The sequence below is a fragment of the Streptomyces sp. NPDC041205 genome (assembly GCF_055591765.1).
On sequence record NZ_JBVIZH010000002.1, the window covers coordinates 803,836 to 819,645 of the forward strand.

The following is a 15,810-nucleotide window of genomic DNA, read 5'->3' on the forward strand; positions in this document are numbered from 1 at the left end:
CCCATCCGCCCTCACTACCTGCCCAGCGCCCCGCAGCACCGCCTGCCTCGCCGCACCGCCTGCCTCGCCGCACCGCCTGCCCCACAGCACCGCCGCCCCGCAGCACCCCTGCCTCACAGCACCGCCTGCCTGGCAGCACCGCCCCGCCTGCCTGGCACCGCGGCCCGCCCTCCCCGCCGCACCGCCCGCCCCGGCGCCCGTCGCCCCTCAGAACAGGCTCATCAGCGCCTCAGCCGCGTCCATCGGCTGCGATTCCCCGTCCGGCAGCGCCAGTTCGAACCAGACCGTCTTGCCGCGCGGGGTCCGGCGTGAGCCCCAGGCCGCGCTCAGCAGGCCGACGAGTTGCAGCCCGCGCCCGCCCTCGTCGGTGTCGCGGGCGCGGCGCCGGCGCGGCTGGACGAGCCCGGCGTCCCACACCTCGCAGACCAGGGTGCGGTCGAGCAGCAGGCGCAGCCGGATCTCGCCCTCGCCGTAGCGCAGGGCGTTGGTGACCAGCTCGCTGACGAGGAGTTCGGCGGTGTCGACGAGCGCTTCGAGGTCCCACTCGCGCAGCCGCTGGCAGGCCAGTTCGCGGGCGCGGCCCACGGACTGCGGCTCGCGCGGCAGCGTCCAGTCGCCGACGTGCTCGGCGGGCAGGCCCTGCACCCGCGCCATCAGGAGCGCGATGTCGTCCTCGCCGTGGTGGGTGTCGAGCGTGTTCAGGACGTGGTCGCAGATGTCCTCGAGGGCCTGCGCGGGGTCGTCGAGGGCGCCCACGAAGGCGTTCAGGCCCTCGTCCAGGGGATGGTCGCGGGACTCGACGAGGCCGTCGGTGTAGAGGGCGAGCAGCGCGCCCTCGGGCAGGTCGACGTCGACCTCCTCGAAGGGTTCGCCGCCGACGCCGAGCGGCATGCCCGGGGGTACGTCGAGCATGAGCGCGGACTCACCGGGCTCGACGAGGACCGGCGGCAGATGTCCGGCGTTGGCGAAGGTGACGCGGCGGGTGACGGCGTCGTACACCGCGTACACGCAGGTCGCCAGGTAGACCTCGGCGAGGTCGTCGGTGTCGCGGTCGCGGGTCCGGGCGGGCGTGCCGCGGCGGGCGTGCTCCTTGCCCTGCGGGTTGCCGAGGCCGCGGGCGATCTCGTCGAGCGCGGAGAGGACCTCGGCGGGCTCCAGGTCGAGCAGCGCGAGGGTCCGTACGGCGGAGCGCAGTTCGCCCATGGCGACGGCGGCGCGCAGGCCGCGGCCCATGACGTCGCCGACGACCAGGGCGGTGCGGTGGCCCGGCAGTTCGATGACGTCGAACCAGTCGCCGCCGACCTCTGTGGCGGCGTTGCCGGGCAGATAGCGGCAGGCGATGTCGAGTCCCGCGGCCTCGGGGTCGCCGGGCGGGAGCAGGGACCGTTGCAGTATCAGCGCGCGCTCGTGCTCGCGGCGGTAGAGGCGGGCGTTGTCGATGCAGACGGCGGCGCGCGAGGCGAGTTCGACGGCGAGCGCCCGGTCGCGTTCGCCGAAGGGTTCGCTGCCCTTCGTACGGGAGAACTGCGCGAGGCCCACGACGGTGTCGTGCGCGACCATCGGCACGGCGAGGGTGGACTGGATGAGTCCGCTGGTGAGGCGGCGGGCGGGGCCGCAGTCGTCGTCGGCGGCGACCAGGCGCGGGCGGGCGGTGCGCAGGGCCTCCGCGCAGGGCGAGTTGAAGGCGAAGCGGTGCACGGAGCCGACGTCGACGGGGCCGGTGCCTTCGGGGAAGGGCGCGTCGGCGACGGCGCTCGCGAAGGCGACGCGGCGCAGTTCGGCACTGCCCTCGGCGAGGCTCTGGCGGATGTGGGCGGCCTCGTCGCCGTCCAGGAGGCCTTGGTAGAGGTCGACGGAGGCGAGGTCGCAGAAGCCCGGGACGCTGACGTCGAGGAGTTCGCGGGCGGTGGTCTCCAGGTCCAGGGAGTTGCCGATGCGGGCGCCGGCCTCGTTGAGGAGGGCGAGGTTGCGGCGGGCGTGGGCGGCTTCGCGGGCGGCGGCGTGCCGGTTGGTGACGTCGTTGCCGAGGCCCGCGACACCGATGGGGCGGCCCGAACCGCTGTGCACGCGGTAGAGGTTGATCGACCAGTGGCGGCGTTCGTTGCTGCCCGGGGCGGGGCCGACGATCTGCATGTCCGTGACGGCCTCGCCGGTCTCCAGGACGCGGCGCATGGCGTCCTGCATGCGGTCGGCCTCGTGGCGGGGCAGATAGTCGTGGACCGTGCGGCCGCGGTGGTCGTCGACGGCGCCGCCGAAGACGGCGGCGAACCGGCGGTTGGCGCGCTGCACCTTCAGGTCGGTGCCGAACAGCAGGAAGCCGAAGGGAGATTGGCCGAAAATGGCCTGCGAGGCGGCGAGGTCGGTCTCGATCCGGCGGAGCGCGCGGACGTCCACGACGATGCAGACGGCGGAGCGCTCGCCCTCCGGGGTCCTGGCGGGCATCACATAGACCTCGGCGATGCCTTCGATCCCGGCGGCGGCCGGGGCGGGCCCGGCGCCCGGTCCGGTGACCGGGGCGCCCGGTCCGGACTCCGGCACCCGGGCCTCGGACTCCGGCACCCGGAACGGGACGGACCCTGTCCACTCCCGCCCGTCGAGGATCTCGGCCATCTTGCGCCGCCCCGCGGGGCGCAGCTCGGGCGCGATGAACGCGTCGATGGGGTCCTTGCCGACGGCGTCCCGCGCGGCCACGCCGAACAGCCGCTCGGCGCGAGCGCTCCACTGGTCGACCAGGCCGTCGGGGCCGATCGAGAAGGAGGCCACCTTGATGTAGTCGTAGATGGACCCGGGCGGACTGCTCTGCCAGATGACGTCGTCCGTCGTGAGGGGCGGGTCGTCGACTCGGGCGGGCGCCCGACCGGCGCCACGGAGACGCGCGTCGGCGCCCCCGGAAGCCCCGGCTACGCCATGCGGCCCACGGGTGCCTACGGTTTCGGGCGCGCCGGGGACTACGTCACGCGCGGGGCCCCCGGCCGCCGGGCCGTCGGCCGCGGCGTGTTCGTCGCCGGGGCCGCCGTCCACGGGTCCGGGCGCGTCCTCGCCCGCGGGGTCGGCCGGTCCGGGGCCGGTGCGGTCACCGGCGGTGGCTCGCGCGCCGCCCGCGTCCGCGTCCGCCGCACCTGGCGCACCCGTCACGACGTCCGTGGCCCCCGTCGGCGCCGACGAGAGAGGTCCACCCCCGGCTCCCGGCACCGGCCGTGCGGGGAGCGCCCCGCCCGACCGCGCCACAGGCCGCGCAGAACCCGTCGCCTTCGCTGGTATCTCGCTCACGCGAACCGTCCCCTCCAGCTCACCGCGTCCGGTACCGGTCACCGGATGTGGCTGCCCGCAGTATCCAGCACTACGGTGCCGAGCCACACGCCGTTCACGATCACAGCACGGACTAAACGCTTTTTGGCCCGTGTCCGCCTTGTGCTCGTCCCGTGCACTTGTACGTACCGGCGCCCTCTGTCTTCTATCCGGGCAACGCCAGCTCGAACCACACCGTCTTCCCCGCCGTGCCCGTACGCCCCGGGCGGGTGCCCCAGCGCCGCGACGACCGGGCGACCAGCTGGATGCCGCGGCCGCCTTCGTCGTCGAGTGCGGCGGCCCGTTCCCGGGGCGGGTCCGGCAGCGGGTCGGAGACCTCGACGAGCAGCGTGCCAAAGGGATCGGCGGGGCGCACCAGGCGGACGCCGATGGGGCCCGAGGCGTACCGCAGGGAATTGGTCACCAGCTCGCTGACGAGCAGCACGGTGACATCGCCGAGGGCACCGAGCCCCCACGCGCCGAGCTGCGCGCGGACGACGGCGCGGGCCGTGCGGACGGCGCCCGGGTCCGCGGGAAAGTCCCACTCGGCGCACTCGCCTTCGGTGTCGATCACGCCGATCACTTCCCGGCCCAGCGGCGGACCTATGTCCGGTTTCATGGGGTTAATGGCCACATACCCGATATTCAGGCGGAAGTACCGCGTTCAAGGTGTCGTTGTGGCACGAACGGCGTAGAGGGGCGTACGACCTGTCCCGCCATCACCTCGCGCGCCCCTGCGTCCCGGCCGCCGCAGGGTCACGCGGGCGGCCGACCTTCTCGCTCCGGCGGGGTGTTCCGGCAGGTCGGAGGGGGTGACGGAGGGCCCGTCAGGCAGGGTGTGCCGAAGCGTCGACGGTAGCGCGGCGCGCGAGCGGGCCGCCGGGAAAGCCCGGGGCCGCCCGTCAGGATTCCGTCAGGGCGTGGATCGCCGGGACATCGCCGGGGAGCCAGTCCACGGTCCACAGTTCGCCGGGGCCGAGCCAGCGCAGTTCGTCGTGGTCCTCGAGCGGCTTCGGCTCCCCCGCGAGCAGCCGGGCCCGCCACACCCGCATCACATAGCCGCGCCCGAGGTCGAACTCCCCCGGCACCCGCGCGAGCGGCTCCGCCTCGACCCCCAGCTCCTCGCGCAGCTCGCGCACCAGCGCGTCCTCGCCGCGCTCGCCGGGCTCGACCTTTCCCCCGGGCAGCTCCCAGCGCCCGGCGAGTTCCTCGGGCGCGCTGCGCCGGGCGGCGAGCAGCCGTCCGTCGTCGTACAGGGCGGCGCCCACCACCACGATCCGATCGGTCATGCGCGGGAGCTTACGACCTTCACCTCGCGCCGTTCTGGTTCAGCCGCTCCACCCAGTACAGCTGTTCCTTGCCGCGGTCGTCGAGGCTGTCCACGATCTTCTGCGCCTCGGCCTTGGTCGCGTACCTTCCGACGCGGTAGCGGTTGCCGTTGTCGTCCTGACGTATCACGAGCCAGGGCAGTATGACCGTCCCGTCGTTCATGCCGTCCCTCCGCTCCCCGCCCCCGGCGCACCCCACGCCTCGATCAGTAAGGAAACCGCAATCCGCATATGCCCGAGCTTACGCCCGACCTTTACGCAGCGGATACGACTTTGCACAAAGAGATACGCAATCGGCCAGCACGGAGGGGGCGCGTCCGGGCAGACGCGCCCCCTGCGACGGCCGCCGACGGGCGCGGCAAGCCTGAACTCGGCCCCCTTTACGGTTCGTTGACGAATGACGCGCCCGCGTGCGCCCCGACCTACGGAGCCCGGGTCGGCGCAGGCGCGGAAGCCGCGGGCCCCATCGGCACCGTCGGCACCGGCATCAGCACCGGGCCGCTCGCGGGCGCCGTGCGGCAGACGTCCCCGCACTCGGCGTCGAGGGAGCAGCACAGCGAGCAGATCGGCCCGGACTGGACGGGACAGTCGGCGATGTCCGGGAGTTCGTACGCCGTCTCGCACACCGCGCAGGTGTGGGTGGCCGTGATGTCGGGGACCTCGACGTGCGGGCCGTTCACCGGGTTCGGCCGCGCCAGGTAGTACTTGCCGCGGGTGGCCCAGGCGATCAACGGGCACAGGAGCAGGGCGAGTCCGGCGGCGATGAAGGTCGAGAAAGCCTCGGCGTACCGGCCGAACAGGCCGAAGAACGCGAGGATGGAGACCGTCGAGGCGATCACCATCGCACCGAATCCGGCCGGGTTCACCGCGTACAGATAGGCCCGTTTGAACTCGATGTACGGCGGACTCCAGCCGACCCGCTTGTTGATGACCAGGTCGGCCGCGACGGCGACGATCCAGGCGATGCCCACGTTGGCGTAGAAGCCGAGGAGCTTGTTGAGGGCCGCGAACATGTTCATCTCCATCAGCGTCAGCGCGATGGCGAGGTTGAGGAAGATGTACCAGACCCGGCCCGGGTGCCGGTGTGTGACGCGGGAGAAGAAGTTCGACCAGGACAGCGAACCGCTGTAGGCGTTGGTCACGTTGATCTTGATCTGGGAGACGATCACGAAGACCGCGGCGGCGGGCAGCGCGAAGGAGCCGAGCCAGGGGCGCAGCGCCTCGATCTGCGGGGCGATCGGCTCCAGGGCGTGCGTCTTGCCGACCGCCTCCAGGGCCACGAACGCCAGGAACGCGCCACCGAGCTGCTTGGCGGCGCCGATGATCACCCAGCCGGGTCCGGCCGCGAGAACGGCCAGATTCCATCGCCTCTTGTTCGCCTCGGTCTTGGCCGGCATGAAGCGCAAATAGTCGGCCTGTTCACCGATCTGCGCGATGAGGGAGAGCGCGACGCCGGTGCCGAGCCCGAAGCCGATCCAGGAGAAGCCCTGGTCCGCGCCTTCGGTGCCCTCGAACGAGCCGAAGGCGCCCCAGGCGTCCGGCGCCTCGAAGGCGAGCACCAGGAACGGCAGGACCATGCCGATCAGCCAGATCGGCTGGGTCCACGCCTGCACCTTGGCGAGCGCGCCCATGCCGCGGAAGACGATCGGGATGACGATCAGCGTCGTCACCAAGTAGCCGATCTCCACCGGGAGTCCGACCGCCTGGTGCATGGCCTGGGCCATGATCGACCCTTCGAGGGCGAAGAAGATGAAGGTGAACGAGGCGTAGATGAGCGACGTGAGAGTGGAGCCGAAGTAGCCGAAGCCCGCGCCGCGCGTGACCAGGTCCATGTCCAGGCCGTACTTCGCGCAGGCACGGGCGATCGGCACACCCGTGACGAAGATGATCGTCGCCGCGCACAGGATGGACGCGAAGCCGCTGGTGAAGCCGTATGTGAAGACGATGGACGCGCCGATCGCGAAGTCCGCGAGGTAGGCGATGCCGCCGAGCGCCGTGGACGCGACCATGGTCGGCGACCAGCGGCGGAAGGAGTGCGGGGCGTAGCGCAGCGAGTAGTCCTCGCGGCTCTCGTCGGCGGCGAGCTTGGCGTAGCTGCGCCCCGGCGGGCCGCCCGCCGGGGGCCCGTCGGCCGGGGCCGCCCCGCCCACCGGGCTCGCGTCGTCGCGCGTGACCGTTTCCGTCATGAGGGCTCCTGACTTCCGACCGGACTGCGGGTACGGAGGGGGAAGTTAGGAGCCGTGCGTGACGATCCACCGCCGGGCGCCGTTGCCCGGGGGTTACGGAACCCGGGCGGGCGTTAACTCGCGATCACGCGGGACGGACGGGTCCGTTCGCATTCCGGGCGGCCGGGGCGGCGATCGGCGCGGGCGCCCGGTCACCGCACCGGCAGGTGGTATGCGATGCGATAGCGGTCGGCGGGCACCACGATGTCGGCCGTCTCGACGGGGCGTCCCGATGCGTAGTACGTCCGCTGGATGGAGAGCACCACATGGCCGGGGACGCCGCCGAGGGCGAGCAGTTCCTCGGCGAGGCCGGGGCGGGCGCCGACCTCCTCCGCGACGTTGTCCACGATCACGTCGATGGCGGCCATGCGGTCCACCACGCCGCAGCCGCCGAGGGGGCCCTCCTCCGGGAGCATCACGGGGGTGCGGCCGGTGACGGCGAGGGGCTCCCAGGACGTGGAGATCATCATGGCCTCGCCCGCGTCCCGGAAGACATAGCGCGTGCACATCACCCGGTCCCCGGGGCTGATGGCGAGGCGCTCGGCGACCGCGTCGGTCGCGTCCGTCTGCTCGCTGCGGGACTCCCAGGTGCCGCGGGCGTTCTCGGCGGCCTGCTCCTGGCGGAAGGGGGTGGAGGTGCCCGGGCCGCGGAAGCCGGTGCGGGCGACACGGCGCGGGTCGGGGCGCTCGCGCACATAGGTGCCGGAGCCGGAGCGCCCCTCGACCAGGCCTTCGGCCATGAGCACCTTGCGGGCTTCGAGAGCGACCGTGTCCGAGACCCCGTACTCCTCGCGGATTCTTGCCTGCGAGGGGAGCCGGGTGTGCGGGGGCAGCGAACCATCGGTGATCTTCTTACGGAGATCACCCGCGACGCGCAGATAGGCCGGCTGCTCACCGAATGTCACTGGCCACTCCCATCAGGTTGACAGACAGCAACAGCGTGGCAACCGTCGGTTGTTGGCCGCAACCCTAGGCCAAGGAATCACTCGAAGTGATGATTTCCTGGCCCGCAGGTCTTTACGCAGGGCCTTTCGAGCGATATGGCAATCAACTAACTGATCGCACCCGGCGGTTGAGCCCCCGGCGCACGCCGGCCGACACACCGCTCACGCCGGCTGCCGCACCGGCGCACGAGGGGGACCCCGCGCGGGAGGCTGACGGACCCCGGCGCTAAGTTCCCCGCATGCGCGTGACAGAGACAACGGTGCGGGCGGTCAACGGGCTCACCTCGCGGTGGGCGCGGGACGTGCGGGGCGGCACGGTGTTCTCCGCGGCCGGGGTCTGGCCGCTCCTCGCGTTCCTGGCGGACGGGGCGGGCGGCCCTGCGCGCGCGGAGCTCGGCGAGGCGATCGGCCTGCCGCCGGAGCGGGCGGCGGAGGCGGCACGGGAGTTGCTGGCCGCCCTCGACGCGATCCCCGGTGTCGGCGCCGCCGTCGGGCTCTGGACCAAGCGGACCCTGACGCTGCGCGAACGGTGGGCCGATGGCCTGCCCCCGGGCACCCGGGGCGTGCTGACCGGGGACGTCGCCCACGACCAGGCCGCGCTCGACGCCTGGATCGCGAAGCACACCGACGGCCAGATCGAGCGGATGCCGGACGGCGTGGCCGAGAACTCCGAGCTGACCCTCGCGGGTGCCCTCGCCCTGCGCACGACGTGGCTGCGCCCCTTCGTCAGGGGCGGCATGGAGGCCGACTCCGGCCCCTGGTACGGCCATGACCTGGCCGCGTTGCGCCGGGTCAGCAGCCTGCCCGACCGCGTGGGCGTCGCCGCCACACCCGCGGGGGCGGTCACCGAGGCGCGTGTCCTCGGCGACACCGGCGTCGACGTACATCTGCTGCTCGGCGAGGAGGGGATGACCCCGGGGCAGGTGCTCGCCGGAGGCGTGGGCATCCTCGGCCGCGCCTGGCCGCGCGTGCCGGGCACCCACCTGCCGTACGGCGAACCGGGGCCCGGCCTGACCGTCCGCAGGGAGCGCCACTGGAGCCCGCTGCCCCCGCAACTGCACATCACGACCATGCCGTTCACCGTCGCCGCCGAGCACGACCTGCTCGCGCGGAGCGACCTGTTCGGCCTGACCGCCGCCACGGATGACGACTTCGGCCACTTCCCCGGGGTCGCCGTCGAGCCGATCGCGGTGGCCAAGGCCGCCCAGGCGGCCACCGCGACCTTCGGGGAGCTGGGCTTCCGGGCGGCAGCCGCCACCCTCGTCACCGCGGTCGGCAGCGGGGTCCCGAGGCTGCGCTACTCCGTCACGGAGATCGACGCCACCTTCGACCGGCCCTTCGGGTTCCTGGCCGTGCACCGCCGGACGCGCCTCGTCCTCGCGGCCGGCTGGGTCAAGGACCCGGAGCTGTTCCGCGAGGACGAGGACGAAGAGGTGGAGCGGTGAAGCGGTGAAGCGGTGAAGCGGTGAAGCGGTGAAGCGGTGAAGCGGTGAAGCGAGTTGATCACCCGGTTCTGACGGTCATCAGGGGACCGGCGCCGGAATCGCCTGCCCTGAGGGCGTCAGAGGACCGGCGTCAGAACTGCAGGCCCCAGGAGTCGAGGGTGCCGATGTCCTGGGCGGCGTTGTCGCTGACCCGGAGCTTCCAGGTGCCGTTGGCCGTCTCCGAGGAGGCGTTGACGGTGTACGAGGTGTTGATGTCGTCCGAGCTGCCGCCCGCGCCGAAGTCCTTGAGGACGTAGGCGGAGCCGTCGGGGGCGACGAGTTCGACCTTCAGGTCACCGACGTAGGTGTGCTTGATGGCCACCGGGACGCTGAGCGCCGAGGGGGCGTTGCCGGGGACACCGGTGACGGTCACCGGCGACTCGACGGTGGAGTTGTCGGTGATCGCGAAGTCCGCGCCGTTCTCGAACTTCGGTCCGGGCGGGTTGGTGCCGCCCGTGCCCACGTACAGCAGGCGGTTGGGCGAGCCGGTGCCGGGGCTGCCGACGACGTTCGGCGTGGCGGCGGTCGTCAGGGCCGTGGAGACCTGCGCCGGAGTGGCCGACGGGTTCTCGGCGACGTACAGGGCGGCGGCGCCCGCGACGTGCGGGGACGCCATCGACGTACCGGAGATCGTGTTGGTCGCCGTGTCGTTGGTGTTCCACGTCGACGTGATGCTGGAGCCGGGGGCGAACAGGTCGAGGACCGTGCCGAAGTTGGAGTAGCTCGCCTTGGCGTCGGTGTTGGTGGTGGCGCCGACGGTGATGGCCTCGGTGACGCGTGCGGGCGAGCGCGTGTTGGCGTTGGTGGTCTCGTTGCCCGCGGCGACGGCGTAGGTGATGCCGGCGGCTATGGAGTTGCGGACGGCGGTGTCGAGCGCGCTGTCGGCCGGGCCGCCGAGGCTCATGTTGGCGACGGCGGGCTTGGTGGCGTTGCGCGTCACCCAGTCGATGCCCGCGACGACCTGGGCGGTGGTGCCCGAGCCCGAGTTGTTGAGCACGCGGACGCCGACGATCTTGGCCTTCTTGGCGACGCCGTGCGCGGTGCCGCCGACGGTTCCGGCGACGTGCGTGCCGTGGCCGTGGCCGTCCTGCGCGGTGTTGTCGTTGTCGATGGCGTCGTAGCCGTCGACCGCGCGGCCGCCGAAGTCCTGGTGACTCTTGCGGACACCGGTGTCGATGACGTAGACGGTGGCACCCTCACCGGCCTTGTCCGGGTAGGTGTACTTCTGGTCCAGCGGGAGGTTGCGCTGGTCGATGCGGTCCAAACCCCACGACGGCGGGTTGGGCTGGGTCGCGGCGACCGTGTACGTGCGGTTCTGCACGACGGAGGCGACGGCCGGGTCGGCGGCGAACTTCTTCGCCTCGGCCTCGGACGCCTGCACCTCGTAGCCGTTCAGGACCTTCTTGTACGTCCGCTCGATCTCGGCGCCGTGCTTCTTCGCGAGCGCCTTGCCGGCGGGCGAGTCCGCCTTCGGGGCGTCCGCGTCGAGGGTGACGATGTAGCTGTTCGCGATCGAGCCGGGGGCGTCCGCGTACTGGATCCGACCTTCCGCTGCCTTCGGCTGCGCGCTCGCGGGGAGCGCGGCGACGACACCGAGGGCGACGGCGGTGGCGGCGGTCAGGGCGAGGGTGCCCGTACCGGCCAGTCTTCGGCGGGGGTGACGCATCACTGCCATCTGAGGGGTCCTCCTCAATCGGTGGTGCGCTGGTGGGGGATGCGACAAGGGCATGACAATGTTTGGCCGACATGTTCACGCCGAGCTGATCAATGTTCAACTCTCTGTCGCCGACGAAAGATTGGCGGATCCATAGGAAACCCACAAGGGCGGTGTTCGGACGTAACACGACTGCCACGCCCCGGCCATGACATGGCAGCAATAATCCGTGCATTCCCCCCGTAACAGTGGAGTGGCACGTGGGACGGGGTGGCCCTGCCGGACTGCGGCTTCCGCGAGGCGGAGGGGGCGGGGGCGCGGCGTTGGCGGGATTTCAGCCACCATCGATTTCCCCGGGACGGGGTGGGCGGGGGTGACACAGGGGGTCACCTCGGCCGCGGCACCGCCCGAGGGGCTTCAACGCGCCACCCGCCCGGTCGCGGCTACGTGATCGACGTGTCGCCCTGCTGCTCCAGGAACTTGCGGAGCAGCGCGGCGGCGGCGTCGACCTCCGCGGGGTCGAGGTCGCCGAGGAGCCGGGCGTAGCGGCGCAGGTGGTCGGCCATCAGGACGTCCGTGAGCTGCCTGCCGTGCTCGGTGAGCCTGATCCGGACGGTGCGGCGGTCGGCGCCGTCCCTGACCCGCTCGACCAGGCCCTTGGCCTCCATCTTGTCGATCCGGTTGGTGATCGCGCCCGAGGTCACCATGGCCGCCTTCAGGAAGGCGCCCGCGGTCAGGGCGTACGGCGGCCCGGAGCGGCGCAGCGTCGTCAGGACGTCGAACTCGCCCCACTCCACGCCGTGCTCGGCACAGAACTCCTTGGCCCCGCGGTCCAGGACGCGGTTCATCCGCTGGACCCTCGCGATCAGCTGCACCGGCCAGAGGTCGCCCTCCAGATCGGGCCGCTCCTGCTGCCACTGCCCGACGATCGCGTCCACGGCGTCACCCATGGCGTCCCCTCTCCTTCGGCTGCGCCCGTCTTCCCTCAACGAGCATCTTCTCAATGTTAAGACACTTGACGCTGAAGGAACCTGGATGGTTTTATCTCAACGTTGAAACTTTCAGTCTTGAGAAGACGAACGCAGAGACAACGAAGGAGCCCCACCATGTCCGAGCTCGCCCTCGCCCCCGCCGCCCAGGACCTGCTCTTCCGCGAGGCCCGCACGGCCAACACCTTCACCGACGAGCCCGTCACCGAGGAGCAGATCCAGGCCATCTACGACCTGGTCAAGTACGGCCCCACCGCCTTCAACCAGTCCCCCCTGCGCGTCATACTCGTCCGCACCCCCGAGGGCCGCGAGCGCCTGGTCAAACACATGGCCGAGGGCAACCGCGCCAAGACCGAGATGGCCCCGCTGGTCGCGATCCTCGCCACGGACCACGAGTTCCACGAGGAGCTGCCCCAGCTGGTGCCGCACGCCCCGGGGATCGGCGACGTGTACTTCTCCGAGCGCTCCGTCCGCGAGCAGTCCGCCCTCATCAACGGCACGCTCCAGGCCGCGTACTTCATCGTCGGCGTCCGCGCGGCGGGCCTCGCCGCGGGGCCCATGACGGGCTACGACGCCGAGGGGCTCCGGGCGGAGTTCCTGGACGACGACCACGAGCCGCTGATGGTGGTCAACATCGGCCGACCCGGGGAGGACGCGTGGTTCCCGCGGTCGCCGCGGCTGGCGTACGAGGACGTCGTGACGACGGTCTGAGCGGGGGGCAGCCTGCCCCGCCCTATAGCCCGCCATCCCGCCATCGCCGGTCCCACTCCGTTTCGTTCCGTTCCGCATCGTTCCGTTGCGCATCGTTCCGTTGCGCATCATTCCGATCCGCATCATTCCGTTCCGCTCCAGGGGGTCTCCGTGTCCAGCACCAGCGCGTCCGCCACCGCGTCCACCACCACCGTCACAGCGCCCGCGGCCACCGCCCCGGACACGACGGTGCCCGTCGCTCCGACCACCGCGAAGGCGTCGCGTACCCACGCGTCTCGTACCCGGAGATCACGCACCCGCCCAGATACCAGCACCAGCACCAGCACCAGCACCAGCACCAGCACCGAACCCTCCACCAGCACCACCCCCCGCCAAGTCCCCGCCTTCTGGCTGGCGTTGCTGGCCGCCCCCGTGGCCGCCGGGGCCAACGCCCCCGTCCTGATCCTGCCGGACATGGCGCGCTCCCTGGGCGTCGCGACCGCGACGGCGACGTGGATGGTGACGGCGTTCGCCTGGGCGATGGCGGCGGGCACCCCGCTGCTGGCGGCGCTGCTGCGCCGCCGCGGCCTCAAGCCCCTGCTGCGCCTGAGCACGGCCCTGGTGCTCGGCGGCACCGCCCTGGTCGCGGTCGCGCCCTGGCTGCCGGTGGCCCTCGCGGGCCGTGTCGGCCAGTCGCTCGGCGGGGCGGGCCTGGTGGCGGCGGCGATGAACCTGGCGGGCAGCGCGCGGCGGATGGGCGTGATCAGCTCCGGCTTCGGCGTCATGGGGGCGGCGGGACCGCTCCTGGGGGCGACGCTCACGGACGCGGTGTCGTGGCGTCTGGCGTTCGCGGTGTCGGCGATCGCGCTGCTCGCCGTGCCCGCGGTGGCGCGCTACGCCCGCAGTACGCCGCCCGGCGAGGGCCGCTTCGACGCACGCGGGGCGGCGCTGCTCATCGCCCTCGCGACGTCCCTGATCCTGCTGCCGACGACTCCGCTCCCGGCCGTGGCGGCGGCCCTGCTGACCGCCGTACTCCTGGCCCTGCACGTCCGCCGCCGCCCGGAGGGCTTCGTCCCCGCCACGCTCCTGCGCTCCCCCCTCTTCCTCATCTCCGCGGCCCTCGGCGTCACCCTCTCCACCACGTACTTCACGCTCCTGTTCACCGTGCCGAGCCTGCTCCAGGACCGGGCGGGCTGGACGAAGGGCGCGATCGGAACGGGCCAGCTGATCACCCTGCTGACCGCGTCGGCCCTGTCCTGGCTCCTCGCGGCGAGCTCGGCGCGCCTGGGCCGGACGGCGGTGCGCACGATCCTCGTCACCGTCGGCGCGACGGCAGTGGCCACAGCGACCTTCACCAGCTCAGGCCCCCTGCTCCTGCTGGCGGCAGGAGCAGCGGCCTTCACCGCGACCGGCGCCAACGCCACCCTCTCGGTCCACGCGGCCTCCGCCACCACCCCCGCCCAACGCCCCACAGCGATAGGCCTCTTCGCCCTCAGCTACCAACTGGGCGGCGCCTTCGGCCCGGGCATCACGACGCTGCTGATCCTCAGCTGACGCCCCCGCCCACCGGAAACACCACGGCCCCCGCCCACCAGGGCGGGGGCCGTGGACGAAAGCCCCCGTCACCCCTTGGCACGCTCCGCGAGCCACCCGGCCATCGCACGCACACCAATCCCGATGGCCCGCTCGTCGGGGTCGAAGGCGCCGTAGTGCGGGTAGCCCTTCGTGATGACGGCTCCCGGAGGCCGTACGCCGAGGAAGGTGTACGTACCGGGGATCCTGTCCAGGAAGAGCGCGAAGTCCTCGCCGTTGAAGGGGAACGCGGCGTGCATCACGGTCACCGCGTCCGACCCGAGCCTGCGCCGCAGGTGCCGCCCCAGTTCCCGGGCGTCCCGCTCCGGACAGACCATGGCGGGGAACGGATCCTTGTCGAACGTCACGACGGCACCGTCATAGGGCTTCGCAAGCCGCCGGATCGCCGTACGCACCTCGGTGTACCGCTCCTCGGGCCAGCAGCGGTACGAGACGGGAACAGTGACCTTCCCCGTACCCGGGTCCCGCACAGCCCCAGCCCTGACGACGACGAACCTGGCCAGCGGCCCCTCAGCCGTCTGCACGTCGGCGACCATCTTCTCCAGGTCGGCGGGGGTCTCCGGGAAGGCCACCGTGGAGAGCTTCTTGATCTCGGCGGCGAGCCGCTCCGCCGAAGCGAACGCGTCCGGACCGCTCATCTCGATCACGGCCCCGTCCTGCCCCGGAAGGCCGCTCCCGGGCGTCACGGCGAACTGCCCCACGGGGAAGGGCCCGCAGTGCAGCGCGTGAATCTCCTCGGGCCGGTGGTCGTCGAGCACACCGGCCGCGATCATCGCCTTGGCGCCCTTCAGCGCCTCCTCCCCCGGCTGGAAGAGGAATACAACGGTGCCGCTGAGCCGGTCCCGCAGCCGGGCGAGGGCCTGTGCGACGCCCACGCCGACGGTGGTGTGGATGTCGTGCCCACAGGCATGAGCGGGCTTGGCACCCTTGGGGATGATCCCGTTCTCCGGTACGGCATCCATGTCAGCGCGATAGGCGACGGTACGCCCGGGCCGCGCCCCCTTCAGCACGGCGACGACCCCGAACCCCCCGACGTCGGTCGTCACCTTCAGCCCGGCGGCGCGCAGCAGATGGGCCACGATCCGGGAGGTGCCCTCCTCCGCCCCGGCCACCTCGGGGTACCGGTGGAAGTCCCGCCGCAACGCGACCAGACTCTCGTCGAGCCGAGCGACGACGGCGTCGACGGCGGCCTGACCGACACCCCCATGCCGCCGTCCGAAACCGACACCAGCACCGGCACCAGCACCAGCACCAGCACCAGCACCAGCACCAGCACCAGCACCAGCACCAGCACTGCTACCGGTGTCGGCCGAGGCGACACCGGCCGACAACACCACCCCGGCCCCGACGGCCGCGCTCCCACCAAGCAGCGCACGCCGACGCAGAACAGGCTCCTCAGAACGAGTCATTCTTCCCCCAGGCTCACAGTGCGGGGACACAGCAGAACACCGCTCCCCCGTAAAGCTCACCGCAAGTCAATCAAGAGCCCGCCCCACCCCCTCAACTACCCCCGCCAGCAAGGGAAGTGGAACCGGAAACGCAGCAGGGCCGGGCGCTTCCGCACCCGGCCCCGACTCACCCGCTACAGCGGTCAGACGTTGAAGCGGAACCTTCA

General features: G+C 72.1%; 13 protein-coding genes. 3 read left to right on the plus strand and 10 right to left on the minus strand.

Annotated features, from left to right (window positions below; all coding sequences use genetic code 11):
* Positions 1-207 precede the first annotated feature (207 nt).
* The 6 genes from ACZ6BG_RS10545 to ACZ6BG_RS10570 all read right to left on the minus strand — a co-directional run bounded on the left by ACZ6BG_RS10545 (position 208) and on the right by ACZ6BG_RS10570 (position 7,746).
* Positions 208-3,312, minus strand: coding sequence for a SpoIIE family protein phosphatase (locus ACZ6BG_RS10545; protein ID WP_468999527.1), 3,105 nt, complete (start codon positions 3,310-3,312; stop codon positions 208-210).
* A gap of 142 nt (positions 3,313-3,454) precedes the next feature.
* Positions 3,455-3,907, minus strand: a complete 453-nt coding sequence (locus ACZ6BG_RS10550; protein ID WP_468999529.1) for an ATP-binding protein — start codon at positions 3,905-3,907, stop codon at positions 3,455-3,457.
* A 283-nt stretch (positions 3,908-4,190) separates the two neighbouring features.
* Positions 4,191-4,577 (minus strand): (deoxy)nucleoside triphosphate pyrophosphohydrolase, encoded by a 387-nt coding sequence (locus tag ACZ6BG_RS10555; RefSeq protein ID WP_405660725.1) that lies wholly within the window; start codon positions 4,575-4,577, stop codon positions 4,191-4,193.
* Positions 4,578-4,596: 19 nt separating this feature from the next.
* Positions 4,597-4,779: an SPOR domain-containing protein gene (locus ACZ6BG_RS10560; protein ID WP_468451388.1), complete on the minus strand. Its 183-nt coding sequence runs from the start codon at positions 4,777-4,779 to the stop codon at positions 4,597-4,599.
* 259 nt (positions 4,780-5,038) lie between these two features.
* Positions 5,039-6,802 carry a purine-cytosine permease family protein gene (locus tag ACZ6BG_RS10565; protein ID WP_468999533.1) on the minus strand — a complete coding sequence of 588 codons (1,764 nt, stop codon included), beginning with the start codon at positions 6,800-6,802 and terminating at the stop codon, positions 5,039-5,041.
* A 191-nt stretch (positions 6,803-6,993) separates the two neighbouring features.
* Positions 6,994-7,746, minus strand: a complete 753-nt coding sequence (locus ACZ6BG_RS10570) for a GntR family transcriptional regulator (RefSeq protein WP_468999535.1) — start codon at positions 7,744-7,746, stop codon at positions 6,994-6,996.
* A 278-nt stretch (positions 7,747-8,024) separates the two neighbouring features.
* Here ACZ6BG_RS10570 and ACZ6BG_RS10575 point away from each other — a divergent pair, with 278 nt between their 5' ends.
* A complete protein-coding gene (locus tag ACZ6BG_RS10575) occupies positions 8,025-9,230 on the plus strand; it encodes a serpin family protein (RefSeq protein WP_468999537.1) in 1,206 nt (401 codons plus the stop codon).
* 130 nt (positions 9,231-9,360) lie between these two features.
* On the opposite strand, the gene ACZ6BG_RS10580 is transcribed toward ACZ6BG_RS10575, so the two are convergent.
* Both ACZ6BG_RS10580 and ACZ6BG_RS10585 read right to left on the minus strand, forming a co-directional pair.
* Positions 9,361-10,944 (minus strand): S8 family peptidase, encoded by a 1,584-nt coding sequence (locus ACZ6BG_RS10580; RefSeq protein ID WP_468999538.1) that lies wholly within the window; start codon positions 10,942-10,944, stop codon positions 9,361-9,363.
* Between the two features lie 422 nt (positions 10,945-11,366).
* Complete coding sequence (locus tag ACZ6BG_RS10585) at positions 11,367-11,873, minus strand: MarR family winged helix-turn-helix transcriptional regulator (RefSeq protein WP_468999539.1); 507 nt, start codon at positions 11,871-11,873, stop codon at positions 11,367-11,369.
* Between the two features lie 156 nt (positions 11,874-12,029).
* Here ACZ6BG_RS10585 and ACZ6BG_RS10590 point away from each other — a divergent pair, with 156 nt between their 5' ends.
* Complete coding sequence (locus tag ACZ6BG_RS10590) at positions 12,030-12,623, plus strand: malonic semialdehyde reductase (RefSeq protein ID WP_468999540.1); 594 nt, start codon at positions 12,030-12,032, stop codon at positions 12,621-12,623.
* A 122-nt stretch (positions 12,624-12,745) separates the two neighbouring features.
* Here ACZ6BG_RS10590 and ACZ6BG_RS10595 read toward each other — a convergent pair whose 3' ends face one another.
* Entirely contained in the window at positions 12,746-13,078 is a 333-nt protein-coding gene (locus ACZ6BG_RS10595) for a hypothetical protein (protein ID WP_469000304.1), read from the minus strand.
* On the opposite strand from ACZ6BG_RS10595, the gene ACZ6BG_RS10600 reads away from it, so the two are divergent.
* On the plus strand, positions 13,035-14,156 hold the full coding sequence (locus ACZ6BG_RS10600; RefSeq protein WP_469000199.1) for an MFS transporter: 1,122 nt from the start codon (positions 13,035-13,037) through the stop codon (positions 14,154-14,156). The two genes, ACZ6BG_RS10595 and ACZ6BG_RS10600, sit on opposite strands and share 44 nt — an antisense overlap.
* 68 nt (positions 14,157-14,224) lie before the next feature.
* On the opposite strand, the gene ACZ6BG_RS10605 is transcribed toward ACZ6BG_RS10600, so the two are convergent.
* Entirely contained in the window at positions 14,225-15,604 is a 1,380-nt protein-coding gene (locus tag ACZ6BG_RS10605; protein ID WP_468999541.1) for a M20 metallopeptidase family protein, read from the minus strand.
* Positions 15,605-15,810 lie beyond the last annotated feature (206 nt).